This window comes from Sphingomonas radicis, assembly GCF_051400635.1.
Lineage (GTDB): Bacteria > Pseudomonadota > Alphaproteobacteria > Sphingomonadales > Sphingomonadaceae > Sphingomonas.
Genome location: NZ_JBLFFG010000001.1, coordinates 789576 through 811666 on the forward strand (window position 1 = coordinate 789576; position 22091 = coordinate 811666).

Below are 22091 nucleotides of genomic sequence, written 5' to 3' on the forward strand. Positions count from 1 at the left end.
CGATGATCTGATGCGCGGCCGCAATGGCGCGGTTTCCTCGGCGGGCCATGTCGATCCCACCGCTCTCATCCGCAAGCGCCAGCGCGATCGCGCGCGGCTCATGGCGGTGCTGCTCGGCGTGTTCGTGATCCTGATCTTCGCGATCTCGATCGTGAAGATCCAGCTGGGGCACGGCGGATGACCCGCAACCTGCGCACCGCGCTGCTCGCCGGGCTCGGCGTCTGCACGATGACCGGCGTCGGCTTCGCGAGCGTGCCGCTCTATCGCATGTTCTGCGAAGTGACCGGGCTCAACGGCACCACCCAGCGCGGCGACCGCGCGCCGGGCGCGACGGGGCAGAAGATCACCGTCGCGTTCGACAGCAATGTCAGCGCCAAGCTGCCGTGGAAATTCGCGCCCGAGCGCCGCGAGGACGTGATCGACATCGGCGGGCGCGACATGGCGTTCTACACCGCCACCAATCTTTCGGACAAACCCGTCACTGGCACCGCGACCTACAACGTCACCCCGGCAGTCGCGGGCAAATATTTCACCAAGATCCAGTGCTTCTGCTTCACCCAGCAGACGCTGGAGCCGGGCGAGACGGTGCGCATGCCCGTGCTCTTCTACGTCGATCCCGGGATCCTCAACGATCCCGACACCAAGGACGTCGAGGAGATCACGCTGTCGTACACCTTCTACCCCTCGACGGACGAAAAGCCCGCGAGTTAGGACCTCTCTAATCCCCCCGTTGCGGGATGCGGATTCGAGCCCTAAAGCAGCGCCAAACCAAGGATACAGGGACGAGCCGATGGCCGGAGCCAAGAACCACCCCTATCATATTCTCCCGCCCAGCATCTGGCCGCTCTTCGGCTCGATGGCGGCGCTGGTGCTCGCGTCGGGCGGCATCATGTGGATGCACGACATGCCGAGCGGCAACCTGGTGTTCTTCGCCGGGCTCGCGCTCATCCTGATCACCTTCTTCGGCTGGTGGTCCAACGTGATCGCAGAGGCGCATGCCGGCGATCATACCCCGGTGGTCCAGCTTCACCTGCGCTACGGCATGATCCTGTTCATCGCCTCCGAAGTCATGTTCTTCGTCGGCTGGTTCTGGGCCTGGTTCGATTTCGCGCTCTTCCCCTCGGCGGTCGAGGCGGTCGGCGGGCAATGGCCGCCCAAGGGCACCGAAGTGATCAGCGCCTGGGAGTTCCCGCTCCTCAACACGCTGATCCTGCTCTGCTCGGGCTGCACCCTCACCTGGTCGCACCACGCGCTGATCCACAACCAGCGCGGCGGCGCACTCAAGGGCGTGTGGGGCCCGCTCGGCGTGGGCGAGGACGACAACGTCAAGAAGGGCCTGTGGCTCACGATCATCCTCGGCCTGATCTTCACTGCGATCCAGGCCTATGAATATGCCCACGCGCCCTTCCCCTTCAAGGCGGGCAGCGAAGGCGGATCGAGCTATGGAGGCGCCTTCTTCATGGCGACCGGCTTCCACGGCTTCCACGTGATCGTCGGCACGATCTTCCTGATCGTGAACCTCGTGCGCCTCTACAAGGGCCACTTCACCCCGCGGCAGCACTTCGGCTTCGAAGCCGCCGCCTGGTACTGGCACTTCGTCGACGTCGTGTGGCTGTTCCTCTTCGCCTCGATCTACGTCTGGGGCGGCTGGGGTGCACCGGTGCACGGCGGCTGATTGGCGGACATGCGCCGCTGGCATCTTGCGCAGATCAATATCGGCCGGCTCGTAGCGCCGGCCGACGATCCGCAGGTCGCCGGCTTCTTCGCAGCGCTCGACCGCATCAATGCGCTCGCCGAGGCGAGCCCGGGCTTCGTCTGGCGATTGAAGGGCGAAGGCAATAACGCCACCGATATCCAGGCGACGCCGGACCCGTTGCTGATCCCCAACATGAGCGTGTGGGAGGATGCCGACGCGCTGTTCGCCTTCGTCTATCGCAGCGCGCACACGCCGGTGATGGCGCAGCGCCGCCAATGGTTCGCGCCTTTCGAGGGCGCCTATCAGGCGCTATGGTGGATCGAGGCAGGGCATCTTCCCACCGTAGCCGAGGGCCTTTCCAGGCTGTGGCTGCTTGATCGCTTCGGGCCGAGCCCGCAGGCCTTCACGTTCAAGGCCCGCTTCCCGGCCCCGGGCGAGGCCGGCCTGCCCGCCGACATGCAGCCCGATCCATGGTGCGTCGGCACGGCGTGAGCGAACGTCCCGCTTTCGATTCGGGGCTCCACGGCTGCTGTCCGCGCTGCGGTGCGAAGACCTTGTTCCGCAACTTCGTCGCCTTCGCCGACCGCTGCCCCGGCTGCGGACTCGACTATCGCCAGTTCAACGTCGGCGACGGGCCGGTGGTGTTCCTGACGCTCGGCATCGGCGCGCTGGTCACGGCGCTGGCCTTGTGGGTCGAGTTCACATTCGAGCCCGGCTTGCTGATCCACGTCCTGCTCTGGGTCCCGCTGACGGCGGCACTCACGGTGGGATTCCTGCGCATCGGCAAGGGCTGGCTGCTCGCGCTCGAATATCGCAGCCGCGCCGGCGAAGGCAGGATCGCGGGGGACCTATGACCCGGGGCATTCCCGTCATCCCCACCGTGATCGTCGCGCTCGCCGTCGCGGCGATGATCGGGCTCGGCTTCTGGCAATTGCTCGATCGGCGGCCGAAGAAGCTCGCGCAGCTCGAGCAGCTCGCTGCCAATCCCTCCAAGCCCGAGATCGCCTTTCCCCGCACGCCGGACGAAAGCCTCCTGTTCCGCCGCGCGCACGGCTTCTGCGTCGAGCCGGTCGCGATCCGGCTGGTGGGCGCGGGCGGCGCCGGGTATCGCGCGATCGCCGAGTGCCGCACCGGCGCCGAGGGGCCGGGCATGCTCGTCCAGCTCGGCACCACGCGCGATCCCAACGCCAGGCCGCAGTGGAAGGGCGGCGAAGTCCGCGGCTTCCTGAGCCATGCGCCCGACGGCCGATCGATGCTGGCCTCGCTGTTCGATCGCACGCCGCAGCGGCTGCTGCTGGTTGCGGACGCGCCCCCGGCGGGCCTCGCGCCCAACGGCAGGCCCGATCTCTCGTCGGTGCCGAACAACCATCTCGCCTATGCGGGGCAATGGTTCTTCTTCGCGATCGTGGCGGCCGTGATCTATGTGCTCGCGCTGCGGCGCCGCCGGGTTTCGCCCGCGTAAAGATCGGCTTGCTTGCGGGCGCGCGCCGGCGCCGCTAACCCGCCGCCATGCGTTATCACAGCACCCGAGGCGCCGCGCCCTCGCTCGGCTTCCGCGACGTGACGCTTGCGGGCCTCGCGAGCGACGGCGGACTGTACGTTCCCCAGAGCTGGCCGAGCTTCACCCGCGACGAGATCGCGGCGATGGCCGGCCTCTCCTATGTCGAGACGGCAGTGCGGGTGATGCTGCCCTTCGTCGGCCCGGACCTGAACGAAGACGAGCTGCGCGACCTGTGCACGCGTGCCTATGGCCGCTTCGCGCACGCCGCGGTGACTCCGCTCGTCCAGCTCGACGAACGCCAGTGGCTGCTCGAACTGTTCCATGGGCCGACGCTCGCCTTCAAGGACGTCGCGCTCCAGCTGCTAGGCCTGCTTTTCGAGAAGTTCCTGACCGGGAGCAGCCAGCACCTCACCATCGTGGGCGCCACCTCCGGCGACACCGGATCGGCGGCGATCGATGCAGTCGCCGGGCGGATCGGCGTGGACATCTTCATGCTCCACCCCAGGGGCCGCGTCTCGGAGGTCCAGCGCCGCCAGATGACGACGGTGCTCGCGCCCAACGTCCACAACATCGCGATCGAAGGCAGCTTCGACGATGCCCAGGCGCTGGTGAAGGCGATGTTCAACGACGCGAACTTCGCTAGCCGCTTCCAGGTGACTGCGGTCAATTCGATCAACTGGGCCCGGCTGATGGCGCAGGTGGTCTATTATTTCTACGCGGCGGTTCGCCTCGGCGCGCCGGGTCGCCCGGTCGCCTTCGCGGTGCCCACCGGCAATTTCGGCGACGTGTTCGCGGGCTATGGCGCGGCGAAGATGGGGCTTCCGGTGGCGAAGCTGGTGGTGGCGACCAACGTCAACGACATCCTCCACCGTGCGCTTTCCTCCGGCGATTATTCCACCGGCACCGTCACGCCGACCGATGCGCCGTCGATGGACATCCAGGTGAGCTCGAACTTCGAGCGGCTGCTGTTCGATCTCGCCGGCGCGCCGATCGCCGATCAGATGCGCGGGTTCGAGGCGAGCCGTGCGATGCAGCTCACCAATGCGCAGCGCACCGGCGCCGCGGCGCTGTTCGCGAGCGACCGGATCGACGCCGAGGGCATGAACCAGGCGATGCGCTGGGCGCATGCCGAGGCGGGGCAGGTGATCGATCCGCACAGCGCGATCGGCCTCGCCGCCGCGCGCCGCGCCGATATCGCCGTGGACGTGCCGGTGGTGACGCTGGCGACGGCGCATTCCGCCAAGTTCGCCGATGCCGTCGAGCGCGCCACCGGCGTCCGCCCCGGCGTCCCGCCCCGCGTCGGCGACCTCTACCAGCGCCAGGAGCGCTACGACGTGCTTCCCGCCACCTTCGAAGCAGTGACCGGCTACATCGCCGAGCGCGCGACTCCGCGGGGCTGAAATCTCGCGCTCGGCGAAAGCAGGGGTGCGCAGGCTTGGATACCCGCAGGGATCTCGATCTTCCCCCGTTAGGAGGAAGATTGAAGAACCTCGGCGCCAAGCCGAGGCCGCGAGCCCGCTAGTGATCGAGCCAGTGGCGGCGCACGAAATAGACCGTGATCGCCGCGGACACGGCTAGGCAAGTCGCCGTTACCCACCAGAAGGTCGCCGGCACCTCGGGCACCGGCAGGGGCACGTTCATTCCGAACAGCCCGGTGATGAAGGTGAGCGGCAGGAACACCAGCGCCGCGACTGCGATGATCAGCGAGCGCTGGTCGATCTGCTCGGCGCGAAGATCGGTGAGCGTCTCGTGGACCAGCGCGGCGCGCTCGCGGATGCTTTCGAGCTCCTCGGCCATGCGCGCGGCGCGGTCGGCGGCGGCAGAGAGGTGCAGCCGGTCATCGTCGCGGAGCCAGTCGCCGGGGAGCGTAGCCAGCTTTTCGAGCGCGATGCGCTGCGGCACCATGAAGCGGCGATAGCCGATCGCCTGGCTGCGCGCGCGGTTGACGCGGTGGCGCAGCTCGAAGGCATGACCGGTGGTGATCTGCTCCTCGCAATCGTCGAGCGAATCGCCGAGATCGGCCACCATCGGATCAAGTTCCTCGGTGATCTGCTGCGCGATCGCCGCGATCAGGTCGCCGGGGTCGAGGATTCGGCCCGCCTCCACTGCGGCGCGCACCGCATCGAGCGCGCTCAGCGGCTTGCGCGTCACCGAGAAGACGCAGCCCCCGTGCGCATAGACGCGGATCGAGGCGAGCAGGTCCGATGTCGCGAGCTGCTCGGACGAGAGCCCGCGCAGGTTGATCACGGCGCCCTCGCCCACCGCGTCGCAGCGCGGACGCGTCTCGGCGGCGGTCAGCGCCTCGACGACATAGGGCGAGAGCTGCGCGGCGCCGCTCAGCCAGGCAGTGGCGCGATCGTCGTTGGTGGTGAGGTGCGTCCAGGCGAGATCGGCATGCTGGTCGAGCGCCGCCTTGAGCGGGACGTCCTCGGCCTTACCGCCGCGCACCAGATAGGCGAAGCCGCTCATCGGGCCATCTCCAGATCGATCGAAAGCCCCGTGCCGGGGTCGTCCGGTGCCTGCTGGCAGGCGATGCGGATCGCGTCGGCGCGCGCGCGATCGAGGATCGCGGCGGGAACGTCGGGGCGGTGGAAGATGCGCTCGGCCTGGGCGAGCGCACGTGCCTGGCGCAGCGTGAGATCGTCGGGCTCGACCGAGGCCAGCCGGAAACGCAGCAGCATCGCCGGGGGAGCATCGCCGCTTGCCAGCCAGCGCGTCACTGCGTCGGCCGGCTGATCCATCAGCGGATCGAGCGGGCCTGCGAGCGCCGCGCCGATCGTGCGCCGCCGTTCGCCGCTGTCGGGCCACCGCGCGCGGATCGCGCCACGCGCGGCGTGGAGCCCTTCGGCCAGCGCGCCGAGCGTCGCGGGAAGCAGGGCCTCGATCCGCTGGCGGAGCGCCGCCGCCAGCCCGGCCGAAGCGCCCGCCGTGCCGATCGCGACGAGCACCGGGCTGCGGTCGACGATCGCGGGAAGAGTGAAGTCGCACAGATCGGGCCGGTCGACGGCGTTGACCAGCACGCCGCGCGCGCGCAGCCGCGTCACCGCCGGCTCGGGATCGGCGAGCGCGACGATCGCCAGCCGGGCATCGTCCTGCTCGCCCAGGATTCGGGCGCCGGCGCGTTCGAGCAGCCGGCGCTTGGCATCGGCCGCCTCACCCTCGCCGACCAGAATCACCGGCCGCCCCGCCAGCTTCACGAAGATCGGCAGGGCGGGCAGCGTCATCTCAGAGCCAATCCGGCACATGCTCCTCGGCCATGATCGTCTCGGCCGAGATGCGCTGCGCCACCACTTCGAACCGGCCGCCCGAGACGAGCACTTCGGGGACCAGCGGGCGGCTGTTGTAGGTGCTCGCCATCGTCGCGCCATAGGCACCGGCGCTGCGCAGCACGATCAGGTCGCCCGATCGAACCGCGTCCATCTCGCGGCCCTTGGCGAAGACGTCGCTGCTCTCGCACACCGGCCCCGCGATGTTGGCGGTCATCCGCTCGCCGGTCGGGCGGACCGCGGCGACGTCGTGATAGGCATCGTAGAGGGCGACGCGCGCAAGATCGTTCATCGCGGCGTCGACGATCACCCAGGGGTGGACCGGGCCGGGCTTCACCCACAGCACTTCGGTGACGAGCACCCCGGCATTGGCGCAGATCACGCGGCCGGGCTCGAACATCAGCTCGACGTCCCAATCCTTCGTCACGCGCGCGACCATTTCGCCGAATTCCGCGGGAGAAGGAGGATTCTCGCTGGCGCGATAGGGCACCCCCAGCCCGCCGCCGAGATCGACATGGGTGATCCTGTGGCCGGCGGCGCGCAGCTCGCGCACCAGCTCGCCGACGCGCTCGAACGCGCGCTCGAGCGGTTCGAGGCTCTGGAGCTGGCTGCCGATGTGCACCGCGACGCCGCGCAGATCGAGCCCGGGGAGCGGGGCGAGCCGATCGAAGATCGCTCGAGCCTCGCTGATCGGCAGGCCGAACTTGTTCTCGGCCTTGCCGGTCGAGATCTTCTCGTGGGTGCCGGCATCGACATCCGGGTTGACGCGGATCGTCGCGGGGGCGCGCATGCCTTTCGCGGCGGCGATCTCGGAGAGCACGACGCCCTCTTCCTCGATCTCGAGGTTGAACTGGCCGATCCCAGCGTCGAGCCCCTGGGCGAGCTCGGCGCGGCTCTTGCCCACGCCCGAGAAGACGATGTCCCTGGCCGGCATTCCGGCGGCGAGCGCGCGCGCCATCTCGCCGCCCGAGACGACATCCGCGCCGAAGCCCTCGTTGGCGAGCAGGCGTAGCACCGCGAGATTGGGATTGGCCTTGACCGCGAACGCCAGATGCTTGCGCGGCACCGCGGCGAGGCCGTCGCGGAACACCTGCGCGTGGCGGCGCAGCGTGGCAGTGGAATAGACGTAGACGGGCGTGCCGACTTCCTCGGCGATTCTAACGAGCGGCAAGTTCTCGGCGTGCATCGTACCGCCGATCAGGGAAAAATGGTCCATGGAATTCCGTCAGTTGGAAGGCGGCACGTCGAACTTGTCGCTGCGGCGCGGTTCGGAGCTTTGGATGAGGTCGTCGCCCCGCGCGGGGCGCGTCTGTGGTGTCGGTTTGAGCAGGTCCTCGGGCGTAGGCGTCGCCGTCGCGCCATAGGGGGCGACCGGAAGCGACGCGCCCGGCGCGGGGGCGAGCGGTTCGCGCGCGCCGCAGCCCGTAAGCAGGAGTGTGGCAAGGATGCCCGCCGGCAGCAATCGCTTCATCGCCCTTCCTCCTCGCGCCCTTCGGCTTCCCTCTGCGCCCGCGCCGCCCGGATCGCCTCGCGCACCCGCGCCGGCGCCGTGCCGCCGAAGCTCGTCCGGCTGTTCACCGAGGCATCGACGCTCAGGACACCATATACGCGATCGTCGATCCGTGCGTCGATTTCCGCGAGCGCGTCGATTGGAAGCTGGTCGAGCCGGATTCCGCGCGCCTCGGCAGCGGCGACGGCGCGGCCGGTGATGTGATGCGCCTCGCGGAACGGCACGCCCGCCTCGCGCACCAGCCAGTCGGCCAGGTCGGTCGCGGTCGCGAAGCCGCTTTCGGCGAGGCCGCGCATCCGATCGGTGCGGAAGGTCGCGCTCTCGACCATCCCGGTCATCGCCGCGATGCAGAGGCCCAGCAGGTCGTGCGTCTCGAACACCGGCGGCTTGTCGTCCTGCATGTCCTTCGAATAGGCGAGCGGCAGCCCCTTCATCGTCATCATCAGGCTGACGAGCGCGCCGGTGATCCGCCCTGAATGGCCGCGGACGAGCTCGGCGGCGTCGGGGTTGCGCTTCTGCGGCATGATCGAGCTGCCGGTCGACCATTGATCGGACAGGCTGACGAAGCCGAAGGGCTGGCTCGCCCAGATCACGAATTCCTCGGCGAGCCGGCTGAGGTGCAGGCTGCACTGCGCGGCGGCGGTGAGATATTCGAGCGCGAAGTCGCGATCGGAAACCGAATCGAGCGAATTGCGCGTCGGGCCGTCGAAGCCGAGCGCCGCGGCGGTGGCGTCACGGTCGAGCGCGAAGCCGGTGCCCGCGAGCGCGGCCGATCCGAGCGGGCACAGGTTCATCCGCGCGCGGGCATCGCGGAAGCGCGACCGATCGCGGTCGAGCATCTCGAAATAGGCCATCAGATGATGGCCGAGCGTCACCGGCTGCGCGCTCTGGAGATGGGTGAAGCCGGGCATCACGCTGTCGGCATGTTCTTCGGCGCGGGCGAGCAGCGCATCCTGGAGCGTGCCCAGCGCTGCCTCGGCTTGGTCGATCGCGTCGCGCACCCACAGGCGGAAGTCGGTCGCGACCTGATCGTTGCGCGAACGTGCGGTGTGGAGCCGGCCGGCGGTGGGCCCGATCTTGTCGGCGAGTCGCGCCTCGGTGAGCATGTGGATGTCTTCGAGCGTCAGGTCGTCGGGGACGCCTTCCGCCTCGAACTCCGCAGCGACCTGATCGAGCCCGGCGGCGATCTGCGCGGCGTCTTCGGCGGCGACGATGCCCTGCTTGCCGAGCATCGCGACATGCGCCTTCGATCCCGCTATGTCCTGTCGCCACATGCGCTTGTCGAAGGGTATCGACGCGTTTATCTCGCGCATGACAGCGGACGGGCCTTCGGCGAAGCGCCCGCCCCACATTTTGTTGCCACCTTCGGCATTGGAGCTCTGCTTGCGCTCGGCGATCGTCTTTCTCCTCTTGGCGCTGCCGGCAATCGCGGGCTGCGATAGGCAATCCGCGACCAACCAGCAAGCGAACGAAAGCGCCGCCGTACCTGCCGCGAACGAATCGGGGCCTTCGGCTGTGAAAGTCGACACGAGCCACAAGGGCGAGGCGGCGCCCGACATCGCCTTTCAGGGGTCGGACGGCGCGAAGCTGACGCTCGCCGACTTCCGCGGTAAGCCGGTGCTGCTCAACCTCTGGGCGACCTGGTGCGCGCCGTGCGTCAAGGAAATGCCGACGCTCGACGCGCTCGCCGTGGCGAAGGGGGACGCGCTTCAGGTTGTGACGATCAGCCAGGACTTCGAGGGCAAGGAAAAGGTCGCGCCCTATTTCGCCAAGGCGCAGTTCAAGGCGCTCAAGCCCTATCTCGACACCGAAGCGGGGTTCAGCCTCGGGCTGGGGCTCAACCTGCCGACCACGATCCTCTACGATTCGCAGGGGCGCGAGCTGTGGCGGGTCGCCGGCGAAATGGACTGGTTCGGCCCGGAAGCCGCGCAGCTGATTTCCCAGGCGAGCTGACTCGCCCGGTCCCGCAGGCGGGGCGGCTGACCGAACCCCGGCCATTTGGGGGAAACAAGCACTGGTTACCGCCGTTTCCGTTTTCAGAGTGATTCCACGCGGGGTTGGTACAGTGTCCAGCGAAAGTCGTGATCTCCTTGCGGAGGTCCAGAGGTCGCAGGAGAGGCTTCAGGAAAGCATCGAGCAGAGCAAGCAGCTGACGCAGCGCTCGCAGCAGCTGCTCGATCGTCATCGGCAGAACCCGGACGGCGGCGCGCGGGCCTAGCCGCGCCTTCCGCCCGGGTTCCCTCGCATTCCGATGCGCCGCACCGCGCAATACCTCCGCACACGGTGCTGCCTGTCGCGCGTCGCGACGGCAAAAGATCGGGAAAATGGATGCCCCGTGAGGATTCGAACCTCAATTGACGGAGTCAGAGTCCGTAGTCTTACCTTTAGACGACGGGGCAACGTGAGGCGCGGCAAATAAGGCGGCGATCCGGGGCTGTCAACGCGCTTCGGTGGCCGCCTTGCCCTGTGGATGCGCCTGCGCTAGCCTCGCTCCCAAGCACCGACGGCGCCGATCCGGAGCCGCGACGGACAGAACATAAGTGAGTGATATCATGGGGGATGGCCCTGCCAGACTACCCCGCGGCCGGAGCAGCGGCTCCGCCCGGCCAGTTTCGAAGCCGCCCGAGCCGAAGCCGGGGCATCCGCGCTGGCCCGAGGCGCGCCACTATGCCGCGCTCGATCTGGGCACCAACAACTGTAGGTTGCTGATCGCGCGGCCCCAGGGTGCAGGGTTCGCTGTGGTCGATGCCTTTTCGCGGATCGTCCGGCTCGGCGAGGGCCTCGCCACCACCGGGCGGCTTTCCGACGCGGCGATCGAACGGACGCTCGCGGCGCTGCGCATCTGCGCGGACAAGCTCCGGCGCCGGAACGTCGCGCTGGCGCGCTCGGTCGCGACCGAGGCGTGCCGCCGCGCCGCGAACGGCTCCGAGTTCATCGAGCGCGTCTATCGCGAGACGGGAATTGCGCTCGACATCATCACCGCCGAGGAGGAGGCGCGGCTGGCGGTGCTCGGCTGCCACGCGCTGCTCGAGCCCGGTGACGGGCCTGCGCTGGTGTTCGACATCGGCGGCGGATCGACCGAGCTGGTGCTGGTCGATTCGCGCGCCGAGGTGCCGCGCATCCTCGACTGGCACAGCGCACCCTGGGGTGTGGTGTCGCTAACCGAGGCAGTCGGCCTCACCAGCGAGGACGCCGGCGCGCGCGAAGCGGCCTATGCCGAGATGCGCGCGCGCGTCGCCGATGCCTTTGCGCCTTTCGTCGCGCGGCTCCGCCAGCCCAAGGGCACGCCGCGGCTGCTCGGCACCAGCGGCACCGTGACGACGCTCGCGAGCGTGCATCTGGGGCTTCCCGCCTATGACCGCTCCGTGGTCGACGGACTGATCGTGCCCGCGCCCGCGATGCGCGACGTGAGCCGCCGCATCGCGGGGATGAGCATGGCCGAGCGCAGCCAGGTGCCGTGCATCGGCAGCGAGCGCGCCGACCTGGTGGTGGCGGGCTGCGCAATATTGGAGACGATCTTGGACTTCTGGCCCGCCGAACGGATCGGCATCGCCGACCGCGGCATTCGTGAGGGAATCTTGCGCAGACTGATGAACGGAGCCGTGCTGTGAGCCGCGGCGGCGGCCGGGGGCATGTCCGCGTGCGCACCGCGCGCGGACGCACCGCACAGTCGACGCGCTGGCTCGAACGCCAGCTCAACGACCCCTATGTCAAGCGCGCCAAGGCCGAGGGCTATCGCAGCCGTGCGGCCTACAAGCTGCTCGAGCTCGACGAGAAGTTCGATTTCCTGAAAGGATCGAAGCGCGTCGTTGACCTGGGAATGGCACCGGGCGGCTGGACGCAGGTGGTGCGCAAGCGGCTGCCCAAGGCCGCGGTGGTGGGGATCGATTTGCTGCCCGTCGATCCGATCGAAGGCGCGATGATCCTCCAGATGGATTTCATGGACGATCACGCGCCCGACCTGCTGATCGAATCGCTGGGCGGCGCGCCGGACCTGATCGTGTCGGACATGGCGGCGAACACCGTCGGCCATCCGCAGACCGATGCGCTGCGGACGATGGGGCTGGTCGAGACTGCGCTCGACTTCGCGATCCAGACGCTCGAGCCCGGTGGCGCCTTCGTCGCCAAGGTGTTCGCGGGCGGCGCCGATTCGACGCTGGTCGCCGAGATGAAGCGCAACTTCACCACCGTGAAGCACGCCAAGCCGCCGGCGAGCCGCAAAGGCTCGGTCGAATGGTTCGTGGTGGCGCAGGGCTTCAAGGGGCGCGGCGGGGACGAAACCCCGGGGGACTGACAAACTTTTGCGACAGCTAAGGCGCAGCATGCGCGCCGTCCGCCCACTTATTGGGCGAGTCGCAGGAGCGAATCCGATGAAGAAGCCATTGCTAGCCGCCGCGATGCTGGGCGCGACCATGTTTGCAGGGCCCCTCCATGCCGGCGAGCAGGATCGCCGTGCCGCGGCGATGGCCGCGATGTTCCCCGATCCCGACGGGGACGGCGCGACGAGCAAGGAAGAGATGCTCGCGGCGAGCGATGCCCGCTTCGCCAGCCTCGATGCGAACAAGGACGGCAAGCTCGCCGGCACCGAGATCGGCACCGGCCCGGGAACGCGGATGCTGGGGCGTGCCGATACCGACGGAGACGGGCAGGTCAACCAGGCCGAGATGCGCGCGGCCGCGAGCACGCGCTTCGATCGGCTCGACGCGAACCGCGACGGCAAGGTCGATACGGCCGAACGCGAAGCCGCGCGCCAACGGATGATGGAGCGTCGCGGCGGCGAATAGGGACTCCGCAAACAAGGCGAGCGGGTCGATTGCAAACGCAAAAGACTTCGTCAGCTTTCTAAATCCTCCCCCGCCAGGGGGAGGTGTCGCCGAAGGCCACGGAGGGGGAGGAAGCACAGCGATAGTTGATCGCGGACCGCCCCCTCCGTCACGCTGCGCGTGCCACCTCCCCCTGGTGGGGGAGGATTGAACTGCCGCTCATTCGCTTAAGTTTGCAATCTGCATGATCACTAAACGAAAAGGCCGGGGATCGCTCCCCGGCCTTCATTTTTCGTCGCTCGAACCGGCTGCCGATCAGCCTTCGTAATCGGCGCCCAGGTTCTGGTTGCGCGGCGGAGCGGCGGCGGTGAGGCGCAGCGCCTCGGCCGAAGCCGCGAGCGAGCCGACTTCGTCGGGCGCTTCCTCGTCGTCGATCTGGACGCGCTGGAGGCTCGACACCACCGCTTCCTCAAGATTGTCCGGACGGACCGTCTCTTCGGCGATCTCGCGCAGCGCGACGACCGGGTTCTTGTCGCGATCGCGATCGATCGTCAGATCGGCACCGCCCGAGATCTGCCGTGCCCGCTGCGCTGCGAACAGCACCAGATCGAACCGGTTGGGAATCTTGTCGACGCAATCCTCGACTGTGACGCGCGCCATTTACGCTTCCTTGGAATCAAATGTGCCGGAAAGGCGCGGACTTAGGGAGAGGTGTCCGCAATGTCAAGGAAATGCCCCGGCTTGCCCTTTGGCGCGGCTTTGCCCATCACCGCCGCCATGGCCGCTCCGTCCCAGCCCAGCTTCACGGTCGACGGCAACCGGCTGACGCTGCTGACCGACGGCCCCGAACGGCTCGCGAAGCTGCTCGAACTGATCGGCTCCGCCCGGCGCACGCTCCGCGTCCTCTATTACATCTATGTCGACGACGATGCCGGCCGCGCCGTCCGTCAGGCGCTGATCGATGCGGCGGCGCGCGGCGTCGACGTCCATGTGATCGTCGACGGGCTCGGCAGCGAAGCGGCGGCGAGCCACCATTTCTTCGAGCCGCTTGCCGCGGCGGGGATTGATCTGTGCCGCTTCGTGCCGCGCTGGGGGCGCCGCTACCTGCTGCGCAACCATCAGAAGCTCACGCTGGCCGACGACGATCGCGTGATCATCGGAGGGTTCAACATCGAGGACAGCTATTTCGGCACTGCCGAGCAGGCGGCGTGGCGCGACCTGGGGCTGATGGTCGAGGGGCCCGCGGCGGGCCGGCTGACCGGCTATTTCGACGCGCTCGTGCGCTGGACGCACCAGAGCCGCGCGCCGCTCCGCCAGCTCGGCCGGCTGCTCAAGAGCTGGAGCGAGCCCGAGGGGACGACGCGCTGGCTGCTCGGCGGGCCGATGCGACGGCTCTCGCCCTGGGCGCGGGTAGTCAAGCGCGACATGGAACGTGCCCGAACGATCGATCTCATCGCCGCCTATTTCGCTCCCAGCCCCGGCATGCTGCGCCGGCTCGACAAGGTTGGGCGGCGGGGGCGCGTGCGGCTGGTGCTGCCATCGAAGCTCGATCATGGCGCTGCGATCTGGGCGGCGCGCTTCACCTATGCCGGGCTGCTCCGCAAGAAGGTGGAGATCTACGAATATCAGCCGACCAAGCTGCACACCAAACTGTTCGTGATCGATGACGTCGTTCACATCGGCTCAGCCAATTTCGACATCCGATCGATGTTCCTCAACCTCGAGCTGATGCTGCGGATCGAGGACCGCGCCTTCGCGGCGCATGTTCGCGGCTATGTCGATGGCGAGGCGGCGCTTTCGGAGCGGATCACGTCCGAGCTGCACAAGGCGCGGACCGGTCCGGTCACGCGGCTCAAGCAGCTCGCCGCCTATTTCGTGATGGCGGTGCTCGACTATCGCGTGACTAGGCGGCTCAACTTCAGCCCGCGGCGACGGCGTTAACTTTGGTCTGTTTCAGCTTGCTGAAACCGAGCTCATTCGCCGGGAATCTCGACCCTGTGGCCGAGAGTCTCGCGGACATAGAGCCGCTTGACCAGCACGAAGGCCACCACCACCAGCGGCGCGGCGAGCAGCACGCCCACCGGCCCGAACAACACTCCGGCGGCGAGCACCCCGAGCAGCGTCAGCGCGGGCGGAATCGCCACCGTGCGGCGCACGATCAGCGGCGTGATCAGATTGCCCTCGGCCTGCTGGACCAGCAGATAGACCAGCAGCGCGTAGAGCACCGTCTCCGGGCTCACGGTGAGCGCGATCAGCAGCCCGGGCACCGCGGCGGCGATCGGACCCACCAGCGGCACGAACTCGGTGAGCCCGGCGATCAGCCCGAGCGCGAGCGCGGAGGGCACGCCGACGAGCCACAGGCCGATTCCGGTGAGCACGCCGACCAGCAGCATCGCGACGAGCTGGCCCACCAGCCAGAGCCGCAGCGCGCGGCCGGCGTTGCGCAATGCGCCGATCACCTGGTCGTGCCGCTCCCTGGGCACGAGCAGCGCCATGCCCTCGACGTACATTGTCGGAGCGAGCGCGAGGTAGACGCCTGCGAACAGCGCGATGATCAGGTTGGCGATGGCGCTGCCGAGCGTGCCGACGAAGCTGCCGAAGCGCGAAGCCACGTCGCGCGCGCTCGGCGTCGCCTCGCGGAGCCATTCGAGCAGCTGCCGCCCGAACACGCTTTCGTCGAGCTTCGCCTGGAGCGAGGCCCAGCCGGCGGTGAGCTGCGACTGAAGGGTCGCGAAATCCTGGGTGATGCTCGTTCCGAACAGCGTCAGCGTCATGCCGACGAGCATGACCAGCACCACCAGCGCGAGCATCACCGCGATGCGATCGGGCAGACGGCTCCAGCGGCGGATCGGAGCGGCGATCGCGCGCAGCATCACGGCGATCAGCGCCGCCCCGAAGATCAGCAGCAGCACATGCGCCAGCGCATAGGCGAGCAGCGCCAGTGCCACGAACAGCAGCACGAGCGCACAGCGGCGGGCAAATTCGGCGATGCTCAATCGGCTCTCCGCAAATCGTTCCGGCCTAGAGACGATCGCATGGGCCGCCGGGTTCCCGGCTATACCAGCAGTGCCGGCAGCGCCTGCCAGATCACGGCGACGAGGGAGAGCATGGCCGAAAGCAGCGCCAGCCGCCGCATCCAGCTGTCGGCAGCGTCGCCGGGCGGCGTGCGCACTGCCTGGGCGAGGAGCAGCCCGTCGGCCGCTACGCATCCCGCCGAGACGAGCAGCACCAGCACGCGCCCGAAGGTGGTGGTGAGAAAGATGCTGCCGATCGCATAGAGCGCGAAGAAATGCACCGTCCAGACGATCAGCCCGCCGAGCATGAAGGCCCAGGCGCGCATGCTCAGACGACTCCGGGGAAGAGGCGGGTGAGGATCGCGGTGAGCGCGCCTTCCCCGGCTGCATAGACGAGGAACAGCACGATCAGGTCCATGCTGTTGTTGCGCGGGCGCACGATCAGCCCGCGGGCGTTGCGCGCGGAAAGATAGGCCGCCATCAGTAGGCCGATCGCGACGAGAATGCCCTCGAGCGCGAGCAGGGCATAGACGGTGGCGCCCTGGCCGCTCGCGTCTGGCCGCAGCCCGGAGGCGATCCAGGCCCACAGATCCAGCGAGAAAGCCAGCGCGAGCGCGGCCGCCGCGCAGACGATCAGCACGCCGGGGGTCCAGAGCTCGGTCTTCTCGCGGGCGAGCATGCGCCGGGCGTGGACCGCGAGGCCCGCCGCGGCGGCATAGGCCGGCAGGATCGTCGCGAGCCAGTCGAGCCCCGCCGGCGCGACCCAGAACTGCGGGTGGACGCCGTAGAGGTAGAGATAGCTGAACACCGCCATCACGAAGATCATGAAGATCACGGTCAGCAGGATCACCATCGCCCACCAGCCATGGCTCGACGGGCCGGTGACATAGGTGGCGACGCGGATTCCGCCGCCCGCGTCGACGGTTTCCTCGGGGATCAGCCGGTCGGTCTCCCACAGCCAGCGCAGGATGCAGAACAGCGCCAGCACGCCGCTGACGAAGGACGGCGTGTATGCCTGCACCGTCAACAGCAGGAAGAAGCCGGCGGTGAACACCGCGCCCAGGAAGGGCCAGGCCGAGGGGCCGGGCATGATCTGGAGATATTGCGGCTCGGCGCGGACGGGACTGGTGATCAGCGTCTCGCGGCGTCCGGTGGGCGCGCCGGGGAGGAAATAGCGGCCCTGCTCGACATCCTCGGCGAGCCCGGGCTGGTCCCATAAAGGCTCGCGGCTCTTCACCACCGGGATGCTGCGCGACGAATAGAGCCCGGTAGGCAGCCATTCGAGCGTGCCGCCGCCATAGACGTTGCCCGCGTTTTCGGAGACTGCGAAGCGGAAGTTGCGCGCGAGGTCGATTACGAACAGCAGCACGCCGAGCCCGAGCATGAACGCGCCGATCGTCGAGATCAGGTTGGTCACTTCCCAGTCGCGTCCGGGCAGATAGGTGTAGACGCGCCGGGGCATCCCCATCAGCCCGGTGAGGTGCATCGGCAGGAAGGTCACCTGCATGCCGATGAACATCAGCCAGAAGATCCATTTGCCCAACGCTTCCGAAAGCGCGCGCCGGCTCATCATCGGCGTCCAGTAGTAGAAGGCGGCGAAGAGCGGGAAGACCATCCCTCCGATCAGGACGTAGTGGAGGTGCGCGACGATGAAATAGCTGTCGTGCGCCTGCCAGTCGAACGGGACCATCGCCACCATCACTCCGGTAAGCCCGCCGATCACGAAGGTGATCAGCCCGCCGAGCAGGAAGAGCGTGGGGGTGTTGTAGCGCGGCCTGCCGAGCGCGAGGGTGGCGATCCACGAGAAGACCTGGACGCCCGCGGGGACGCTCACTGCCATGCTCGCCGCCGAGAAGAAGCCGATCGAAAGCGCCGGCATTCCGGTGGTGAACATATGATGCGACCAGACGCCGAAGCTGATGAAGCCGGTCGCGAGGAAGGCGAGGACGATGAGGTTGTGCCCGACGAGCGGCGTGCGTGCCATCGTCGCCACCATCATCGAGACGAGCCCCGATGCGGGCAAGAAGATGATGTAGACCTCGGGGTGGCCGAAGAACCAGAAGAGGTGCTGCCACAGCAGCGCGTCGCCCCCGCGGGTGGGGTCGAAGAACGGCCAGTTGAACGCCCGCTCGATCTCCAGCAGCAAGGTGCCGAGGATCACCGAGGGGAAGCCGATGACGATCATCACCGCAAAGACCAGCATCGCCCAGGCGTAGACGGGCATCTTGTCGAGCGTCATGCCGGGCGCGCGGGTCCTGAGCACGCCGACGATGATCTCGACGGCGCCGGCGATCGCGCTGATCTCGATGAAGCCGATCCCGAGCAGCCAGAAATCGGCGTTGATCCCGGGCGAATAGGCCATGCCGGTGAGCGGCGGGTACATGAACCAGCCGCCATTGGGCGCGAGCCCGACGAACAGCGAGGCGAAGAAGCACAGCCCGCCGACGAAGTACGCCCAAAAGGCATATGCGGAAAGGCGCGGGAAGGGCAGATCGCGTGCGGCGAGCATCTGCGGCAGCAGCAATATCCCCAGCGCCTCCATCGCCGGCACCGCGAAGAGGAACATCATCACCGTGCCGTGCATCGTGAAGAACTGGTTGTACGTCTCCTGGGGCAGCAGCCCGACCAGCGGCAACGCGAGCTGGACGCGCATCGCCAGCGCAAGCAACCCGGCGAGCAGGAAGAACAGGAAGGCGGTCGCGACGTAGAAGGTCCCGACATAATTGTTGTTGACCGCGGCGAGCAGCTCCCAGCCCCTGGGCGCGCACCAGATCTGCTCGAGCTCCTCCAGTTCGTGCGGGGGGCGTTCGCCTTTGGTCGGGAAGCGGCGATAGAGCGCGGGATCGAACCCCGTTTCGGACCTCACTTCTGCGCCTCGAGATAGGCGGCGAGCGCCTGCAGCTCGGCCCCGCTCAGCATCGTGTAGGGCGGCATGCGGTTGCCCGGCTTGATCGCCTGGCTGTCGCCGACCCAGCCCATCAGCGTGCCGCGGTTGTTGGGCAGGATTCCCGCTCCCAGCGAGCGGCGGGTGCCGACATGCGTAAGATCGGGGCCGGCGGTGCCGTTGGCGGGGGTGCCGGCGATCCGGTGGCACGCCGCGCAGCCGGTCGAGCGGAACAGCTCGACGCCGTGCGCGAGCGCCGCCGGGGCGGGCTGGCGCGGTGCGCGGCGCGCCACCATCAGCCGGGCGAAGTCCTGCGGCGCGTGCGCCACGACCACGAAGCCCATCAGCGCATGCGGCCCGCCGCAATATTCGGCGCATTGCGCGCCATAGACTCCGGGCGCGTCGGCCTGGATGCGCATCACGTTGCGGCGTCCGGGGATCATGTCGAGCTTGCCCGAGAGGCGCGGCACCCAGAAGCTGTGGATCACGTCGCTCGATTCGAGCTCGATCGCAATCGGCCGGCCCGCGGGAATGTGGAGCTCGTTGGCGTCGAGATCCACCGTCCGGCCCTGCCCGTCGAGATAGGCGACGCGCCACCACCACATCTCGCCGGTGATCCGCACGCGCATCGCATCCGGCCCAGCGGGCGTGTTGAGGTGCCGCGTGAGGCTGAGGCCGTAGACGAGCAGCAGGCTCAGCACGACGATCGGGAACGCGATGCCGCCGATCCAGATCGTCCTGGTCCCGCCGAGCCGCGCCTTGAGCCGGTAGTCGCCCCTCAGCGCGATCCAGAGTGCAGCGAGGACGATTCCGAGCACCGCCACGACCATGCCGATCAGCACCCAGCTCAGCAGCGCGATCGACCCCGCATAAGGGCCCGCCGGATCGAGCACCGGCGGCGGCCAGCCGGAGAGCGCCTCAGCGATCGCCGAGCGCATAGAGATAGGCGGCGACATCGCGCGCCTCTCCTTCGCTGAGCGGCATCGCCGGCATCGTCGTTCCCGGCAGCACCGCGGGGGCATTGCGGACGAAGGCGGCGAGCACGTCGGGGCGATTGGGGAGCTTCCCCGCGATCAATGCCTGGTCGGCGAACTCGCCGAGCGCCGGGCCCACGGCGCCTTCGGGCCAGGCGATCCCGGGGATGGTGTGGCAGGCAGCGCAGCCCACCCGGGCGATCGCCGCCTTGCCGCGCGCGGGACTCGCCTGGGGCATGAAGTGCTGCTCGTCGGGCGGTGGCTTGCAGGCGACCAGCAGCAGGGGCAGAATGGCGCAGGCTCTGGGCAAGCATCCCCCTTTCGCATATTTGCCGTGGACGTGCAGCGTTCCGCTTCCGGAACCATCCCCAACGGCGCAGGTTCCCCGGATCACGATGCTATCGCCCAGCTTTCCCCTTCCCGCCGCCGCGCTCGTCCTGCTGCTCGCTGTTATAGGCTGCGGCGCCGTCGACCGGACCGCAGCCGATCGTTTCACTGCGAACGGCGAGCTGATCGCGCTGAGCGGCGGCGATGCGGGAGCGGCAAACGCCTGCATCGAATGCCACGGAGTCGACGGGCTCGGCGATGGCGGGGGTACGCCGCGGCTCGCCGGGCTGGACCGGGGCTATATGGAGGCGCAGCTCGCAGCCTATGCGGACGGGCGCCGGCACCACGCCGCGATGGAGGCGATCGCCCGCAAGCTCGACGCCGGCCAGCGCCAGGCCGTCGCGACGCACTATGCCGCGCTTCCCTTCACGCCTGAGACGGCAAGGCCGGCGGCGGGAGCGGCCGCGGCGCTCTACAACGGCGGCGACCCGGCCCGCGGGCTTCCCTCCTGCGCTTCGTGTCATGGCGAGGCGGGTGAGGGGCTGGGGCCTGCCAATCCGCCGCTCGGCGGACAACCCGCGATGTATCTGGCCGAGCAGCTCGACCAGTGGCGCCAGGGGCGGCGGCGCAACGATCCGGCGAACATCATGCTAGAGATCGCGCGCCAGCTCACGCCACAGGAGTCCGCGGCTCTCGCGGCCTACGCTGCCGAACTGCCCGGGGGTCCTCCTCATCCGGAATCTCCGGAAGCATCCCGCGAAGCACGTCGTGACGATCCCAGAAATGATGCTTCAACGCCGCACCCACGTGCAGGGGGATGACGAGCAGCAGCACCCAGACGAGCAGCAGATGCACGTCTTCCGCAAAGTCCATGATCCGCCAGCGCAGCGTGAGCGAAAGGCTGTCGAACGGGAGCTGCGGCCAGGGCATCAATCCGGCAAGGTAGAGCGGGCCCGGTTCGGCGATCGAAGACCACATCGCCCAGCCCGACAGCGGCAGGCCGAAGAAGCATATGTAGAAGACATAGTGGATCGCGTAGGCGAACTGGGTCTGCCACCCCTGCCGATCGGCGTCGTTGACCGGCCCGGGGATCAGCAGCCGCCAGCCGAAGCGCGCGATCCCCAGCACCAGGATCGGCAGCCCCGCGGCGCTGTGCACCTCGAATGCATGGAGCTTGTCGCCGCCCGCGGGCAGCCAACTCGTGTAATAGCCCCAGCCGAGCTGGAACAGGACAAGGAAGGCCATGACCCAGTGGAAAGCGATGCCGACCGGCGAATAGCGGCTCCGCTCGGTGTGCCTGCGGGCCCATGCGCGCAGCCCCTCGATCATGGCGCCGGCACTGCCCGGCCTTCTCGTGCGAACCAGCGGCCGAGCAGCAGCAGCGCCGCGCCGAGATAGATTGCGCTCGCGGGCGCCCACATGATCAGCCCGGCGAGTTGCTGGTCCTCCAGCGGGCTCAAACCCCAGGCGAGAGTGGAGAGCAAATGCGGGACGTAGAGCGGCGCGCCGGCAAAGGTGATCAGCGCGCCGAGCAGCCCCATCTGGACCATCGTCGCGAGAAGCGCCGCGATACCGGCGGGCGTGGGCCCGCGGCGGATGGCCGTCCATAGCCCCGCCGCGCTGCCGAGCAGGCTCGCCTGCATCGCCCAATAGACCAGGTCGCTCGACAGCGCCTGGGCATAGGCCGGCGGCGAATGCCAGAACCAGAAGACCAGCGCATGGCCCCCGGCCCAGGCCGCCACGCCGCCCGGCGCGCGCCAGGCGAAGGCGCGGGCGAGCATCGGCGCGGCCATCGCGGTGAGGGCGATATGGTGCACCACGCGCGCCGAGAAGAGCGCCGAGGTCAGCGCGCAGAAAGGCGAGACGAACAGCAGCGCGAGCAGCCCGGCGGCACCGAGACTCCAGCGGCGCTCCGCGGGATCGAGCCTGCGCGACACCAGGCAAAAGCCCGCGAACAATAGGAGGATTCCGAGCACGGCCGGGTCGAGGTTCCAGCGCGCGAGCAGTTCGCCCGGCGCGGGCGCCGCTCCGCAATAGGGCATCCAGATGCGCGGCGCGGCCATCGTTTCCCCTCGGAAGCCCTCCTGATTTCACCCGATGGTTTCGGAACCGATCTACGCCCACTCGGTTCCCCTCTGGAACAGGAGGGTAGATCG

The 22091-nt window shown here is 68.5% G+C and carries 25 protein-coding genes, 1 tRNA gene and 1 pseudogene; 13 read left to right on the forward strand and 14 right to left on the reverse strand.

Annotated elements, in window-relative coordinates:
- The first annotated feature begins 10 nt into the window (after positions 1-10).
- The 7 genes from ACMGDH_RS03635 (at position 11) to thrC (ending at position 4597) form a co-directional block, all read left to right on the forward strand.
- Complete coding sequence (locus ACMGDH_RS03635) at positions 11-181, forward strand: cytochrome c oxidase system small membrane protein (RefSeq protein ID WP_436826551.1); 171 nt, start codon at positions 11-13, stop codon at positions 179-181.
- On the forward strand, positions 178-711 hold the full coding sequence (locus ACMGDH_RS03640) for a cytochrome c oxidase assembly protein (RefSeq protein ID WP_436826552.1): 534 nt from the start codon (positions 178-180) through the stop codon (positions 709-711). The genes ACMGDH_RS03635 and ACMGDH_RS03640 overlap by 4 nt, the downstream gene beginning before the upstream one ends.
- A 79-nt stretch (positions 712-790) precedes the next feature.
- Positions 791-1675, forward strand: a complete 885-nt coding sequence (locus ACMGDH_RS03645) for a cytochrome c oxidase subunit 3 (protein ID WP_436826553.1) — start codon at positions 791-793, stop codon at positions 1673-1675.
- Between the two features lie 9 nt (positions 1676-1684).
- On the forward strand, positions 1685-2188 hold the full coding sequence (locus ACMGDH_RS03650) for a DUF3291 domain-containing protein (protein ID WP_436826554.1): 504 nt from the start codon (positions 1685-1687) through the stop codon (positions 2186-2188).
- Positions 2167-2550: a DUF983 domain-containing protein gene (locus ACMGDH_RS03655; RefSeq protein WP_436826555.1), complete on the forward strand. Its 384-nt coding sequence runs from the start codon at positions 2167-2169 to the stop codon at positions 2548-2550. The genes ACMGDH_RS03650 and ACMGDH_RS03655 overlap by 22 nt, the downstream gene beginning before the upstream one ends.
- On the forward strand, positions 2547-3158 hold the full coding sequence (locus ACMGDH_RS03660; RefSeq protein WP_436826556.1) for an SURF1 family cytochrome oxidase biogenesis protein: 612 nt from the start codon (positions 2547-2549) through the stop codon (positions 3156-3158). Before ACMGDH_RS03655 ends, ACMGDH_RS03660 begins: the two co-directional genes overlap by 4 nt.
- A 47-nt stretch (positions 3159-3205) precedes the next feature.
- Positions 3206-4597 carry a threonine synthase gene (gene thrC / locus ACMGDH_RS03665; protein WP_436826557.1) on the forward strand — a complete coding sequence of 464 codons (1392 nt, stop codon included), beginning with the start codon at positions 3206-3208 and terminating at the stop codon, positions 4595-4597.
- Between the two features lie 118 nt (positions 4598-4715).
- On the opposite strand, the gene ACMGDH_RS03670 is transcribed toward thrC, so the two are convergent.
- From ACMGDH_RS03670 to argH, 5 genes are read right to left on the reverse strand one after another with little or no spacing between them, the layout of a single operon-like run.
- The gene (locus tag ACMGDH_RS03670) at positions 4716-5666 is read right to left on the reverse strand and encodes a CorA family divalent cation transporter (protein ID WP_436826558.1); all 951 of its coding nucleotides are present in this window, start codon (positions 5664-5666) and stop codon (positions 4716-4718) included.
- The gene (locus ACMGDH_RS03675; protein WP_436826559.1) at positions 5663-6421 is read right to left on the reverse strand and encodes a precorrin-2 dehydrogenase/sirohydrochlorin ferrochelatase family protein; all 759 of its coding nucleotides are present in this window, start codon (positions 6419-6421) and stop codon (positions 5663-5665) included. Before ACMGDH_RS03675 ends, ACMGDH_RS03670 begins: the two co-directional genes overlap by 4 nt.
- 1 nt (position 6422) lies before the next feature.
- Positions 6423-7679, reverse strand: coding sequence for a diaminopimelate decarboxylase (lysA, locus tag ACMGDH_RS03680; RefSeq protein WP_436826560.1), 1257 nt, complete (start codon positions 7677-7679; stop codon positions 6423-6425).
- 9 nt (positions 7680-7688) lie between these two features.
- Positions 7689-7934: a hypothetical protein gene (locus tag ACMGDH_RS03685; protein ID WP_436826561.1), complete on the reverse strand. Its 246-nt coding sequence runs from the start codon at positions 7932-7934 to the stop codon at positions 7689-7691.
- On the reverse strand, positions 7931-9325 hold the full coding sequence (gene argH, locus ACMGDH_RS03690; protein WP_436826562.1) for an argininosuccinate lyase: 1395 nt from the start codon (positions 9323-9325) through the stop codon (positions 7931-7933). Before argH ends, ACMGDH_RS03685 begins: the two co-directional genes overlap by 4 nt.
- Positions 9326-9488: 163 nt before the next feature.
- On the opposite strand from argH, the gene ACMGDH_RS03695 reads away from it, so the two are divergent.
- A complete protein-coding gene (locus ACMGDH_RS03695; RefSeq protein WP_436826563.1) occupies positions 9489-9926 on the forward strand; it encodes a TlpA family protein disulfide reductase in 438 nt (145 codons plus the stop codon).
- Between the two features lie 372 nt (positions 9927-10298).
- On the opposite strand, the gene ACMGDH_RS03700 is transcribed toward ACMGDH_RS03695, so the two are convergent.
- Positions 10299-10372: transfer RNA gene (locus ACMGDH_RS03700), tRNA-Gln, on the reverse strand.
- A gap of 153 nt (positions 10373-10525) precedes the next feature.
- Between ACMGDH_RS03700 and ACMGDH_RS03705 the strand changes: the two genes are divergently transcribed.
- The 3 genes from ACMGDH_RS03705 to ACMGDH_RS03715 all read left to right on the forward strand — a co-directional run bounded on the left by ACMGDH_RS03705 (position 10526) and on the right by ACMGDH_RS03715 (position 12757).
- Complete coding sequence (locus tag ACMGDH_RS03705) at positions 10526-11584, forward strand: Ppx/GppA phosphatase family protein (protein ID WP_436827216.1); 1059 nt, start codon at positions 10526-10528, stop codon at positions 11582-11584.
- Complete coding sequence (locus ACMGDH_RS03710; protein ID WP_436826564.1) at positions 11581-12267, forward strand: RlmE family RNA methyltransferase; 687 nt, start codon at positions 11581-11583, stop codon at positions 12265-12267. Before ACMGDH_RS03705 ends, ACMGDH_RS03710 begins: the two co-directional genes overlap by 4 nt.
- 76 nt (positions 12268-12343) lie before the next feature.
- Positions 12344-12757, forward strand: a complete 414-nt coding sequence (locus tag ACMGDH_RS03715; protein WP_436826565.1) for a hypothetical protein — start codon at positions 12344-12346, stop codon at positions 12755-12757.
- Between the two features lie 294 nt (positions 12758-13051).
- On the opposite strand, the gene rpoZ is transcribed toward ACMGDH_RS03715, so the two are convergent.
- Positions 13052-13396, reverse strand: a complete 345-nt coding sequence (gene rpoZ, locus ACMGDH_RS03720) for a DNA-directed RNA polymerase subunit omega (RefSeq protein ID WP_436826566.1) — start codon at positions 13394-13396, stop codon at positions 13052-13054.
- Between the two features lie 117 nt (positions 13397-13513).
- On the opposite strand from rpoZ, the gene ACMGDH_RS03725 reads away from it, so the two are divergent.
- On the forward strand, positions 13514-14677 hold the full coding sequence (locus ACMGDH_RS03725; protein ID WP_436827217.1) for a phospholipase D-like domain-containing protein: 1164 nt from the start codon (positions 13514-13516) through the stop codon (positions 14675-14677).
- A gap of 32 nt (positions 14678-14709) precedes the next feature.
- Here ACMGDH_RS03725 and ACMGDH_RS03730 read toward each other — a convergent pair whose 3' ends face one another.
- From ACMGDH_RS03730 to ACMGDH_RS03750, 5 genes are read right to left on the reverse strand one after another with little or no spacing between them, the layout of a single operon-like run.
- On the reverse strand, positions 14710-15732 hold the full coding sequence (locus ACMGDH_RS03730) for an AI-2E family transporter (protein WP_436826567.1): 1023 nt from the start codon (positions 15730-15732) through the stop codon (positions 14710-14712).
- 59 nt (positions 15733-15791) lie between these two features.
- A complete protein-coding gene (locus tag ACMGDH_RS03735; protein ID WP_436826568.1) occupies positions 15792-16076 on the reverse strand; it encodes a hypothetical protein in 285 nt (94 codons plus the stop codon).
- A gap of 2 nt (positions 16077-16078) precedes the next feature.
- A complete protein-coding gene (locus ACMGDH_RS03740; RefSeq protein WP_436826569.1) occupies positions 16079-18616 on the reverse strand; it encodes a cbb3-type cytochrome c oxidase subunit I in 2538 nt (845 codons plus the stop codon).
- Positions 18613-19590, reverse strand: a complete 978-nt coding sequence (coxB, locus tag ACMGDH_RS03745) for a cytochrome c oxidase subunit II (protein ID WP_436826570.1) — start codon at positions 19588-19590, stop codon at positions 18613-18615. The genes ACMGDH_RS03740 and coxB overlap by 4 nt, the downstream gene beginning before the upstream one ends.
- Positions 19553-19918, reverse strand: a complete 366-nt coding sequence (locus ACMGDH_RS03750) for a c-type cytochrome (protein WP_436826571.1) — start codon at positions 19916-19918, stop codon at positions 19553-19555. Before ACMGDH_RS03750 ends, coxB begins: the two co-directional genes overlap by 38 nt.
- A gap of 85 nt (positions 19919-20003) precedes the next feature.
- On the opposite strand from ACMGDH_RS03750, the pseudogene ACMGDH_RS03755 reads away from it, so the two are divergent.
- Positions 20004-20579 (forward strand): annotated as a pseudogene (locus tag ACMGDH_RS03755) (c-type cytochrome); the annotation flags it as partial.
- A gap of 25 nt (positions 20580-20604) precedes the next feature.
- Here the strand turns inward: ACMGDH_RS03755 and ACMGDH_RS03760 are convergent.
- Positions 20605-21264, reverse strand: a complete 660-nt coding sequence (locus tag ACMGDH_RS03760; RefSeq protein WP_436826572.1) for a cytochrome b — start codon at positions 21262-21264, stop codon at positions 20605-20607.
- A complete protein-coding gene (locus ACMGDH_RS03765; RefSeq protein WP_436826573.1) occupies positions 21261-21998 on the reverse strand; it encodes a cytochrome c oxidase assembly protein in 738 nt (245 codons plus the stop codon). The genes ACMGDH_RS03760 and ACMGDH_RS03765 overlap by 4 nt, the downstream gene beginning before the upstream one ends.
- Positions 21999-22091: the final 93 nt, after the last annotated feature.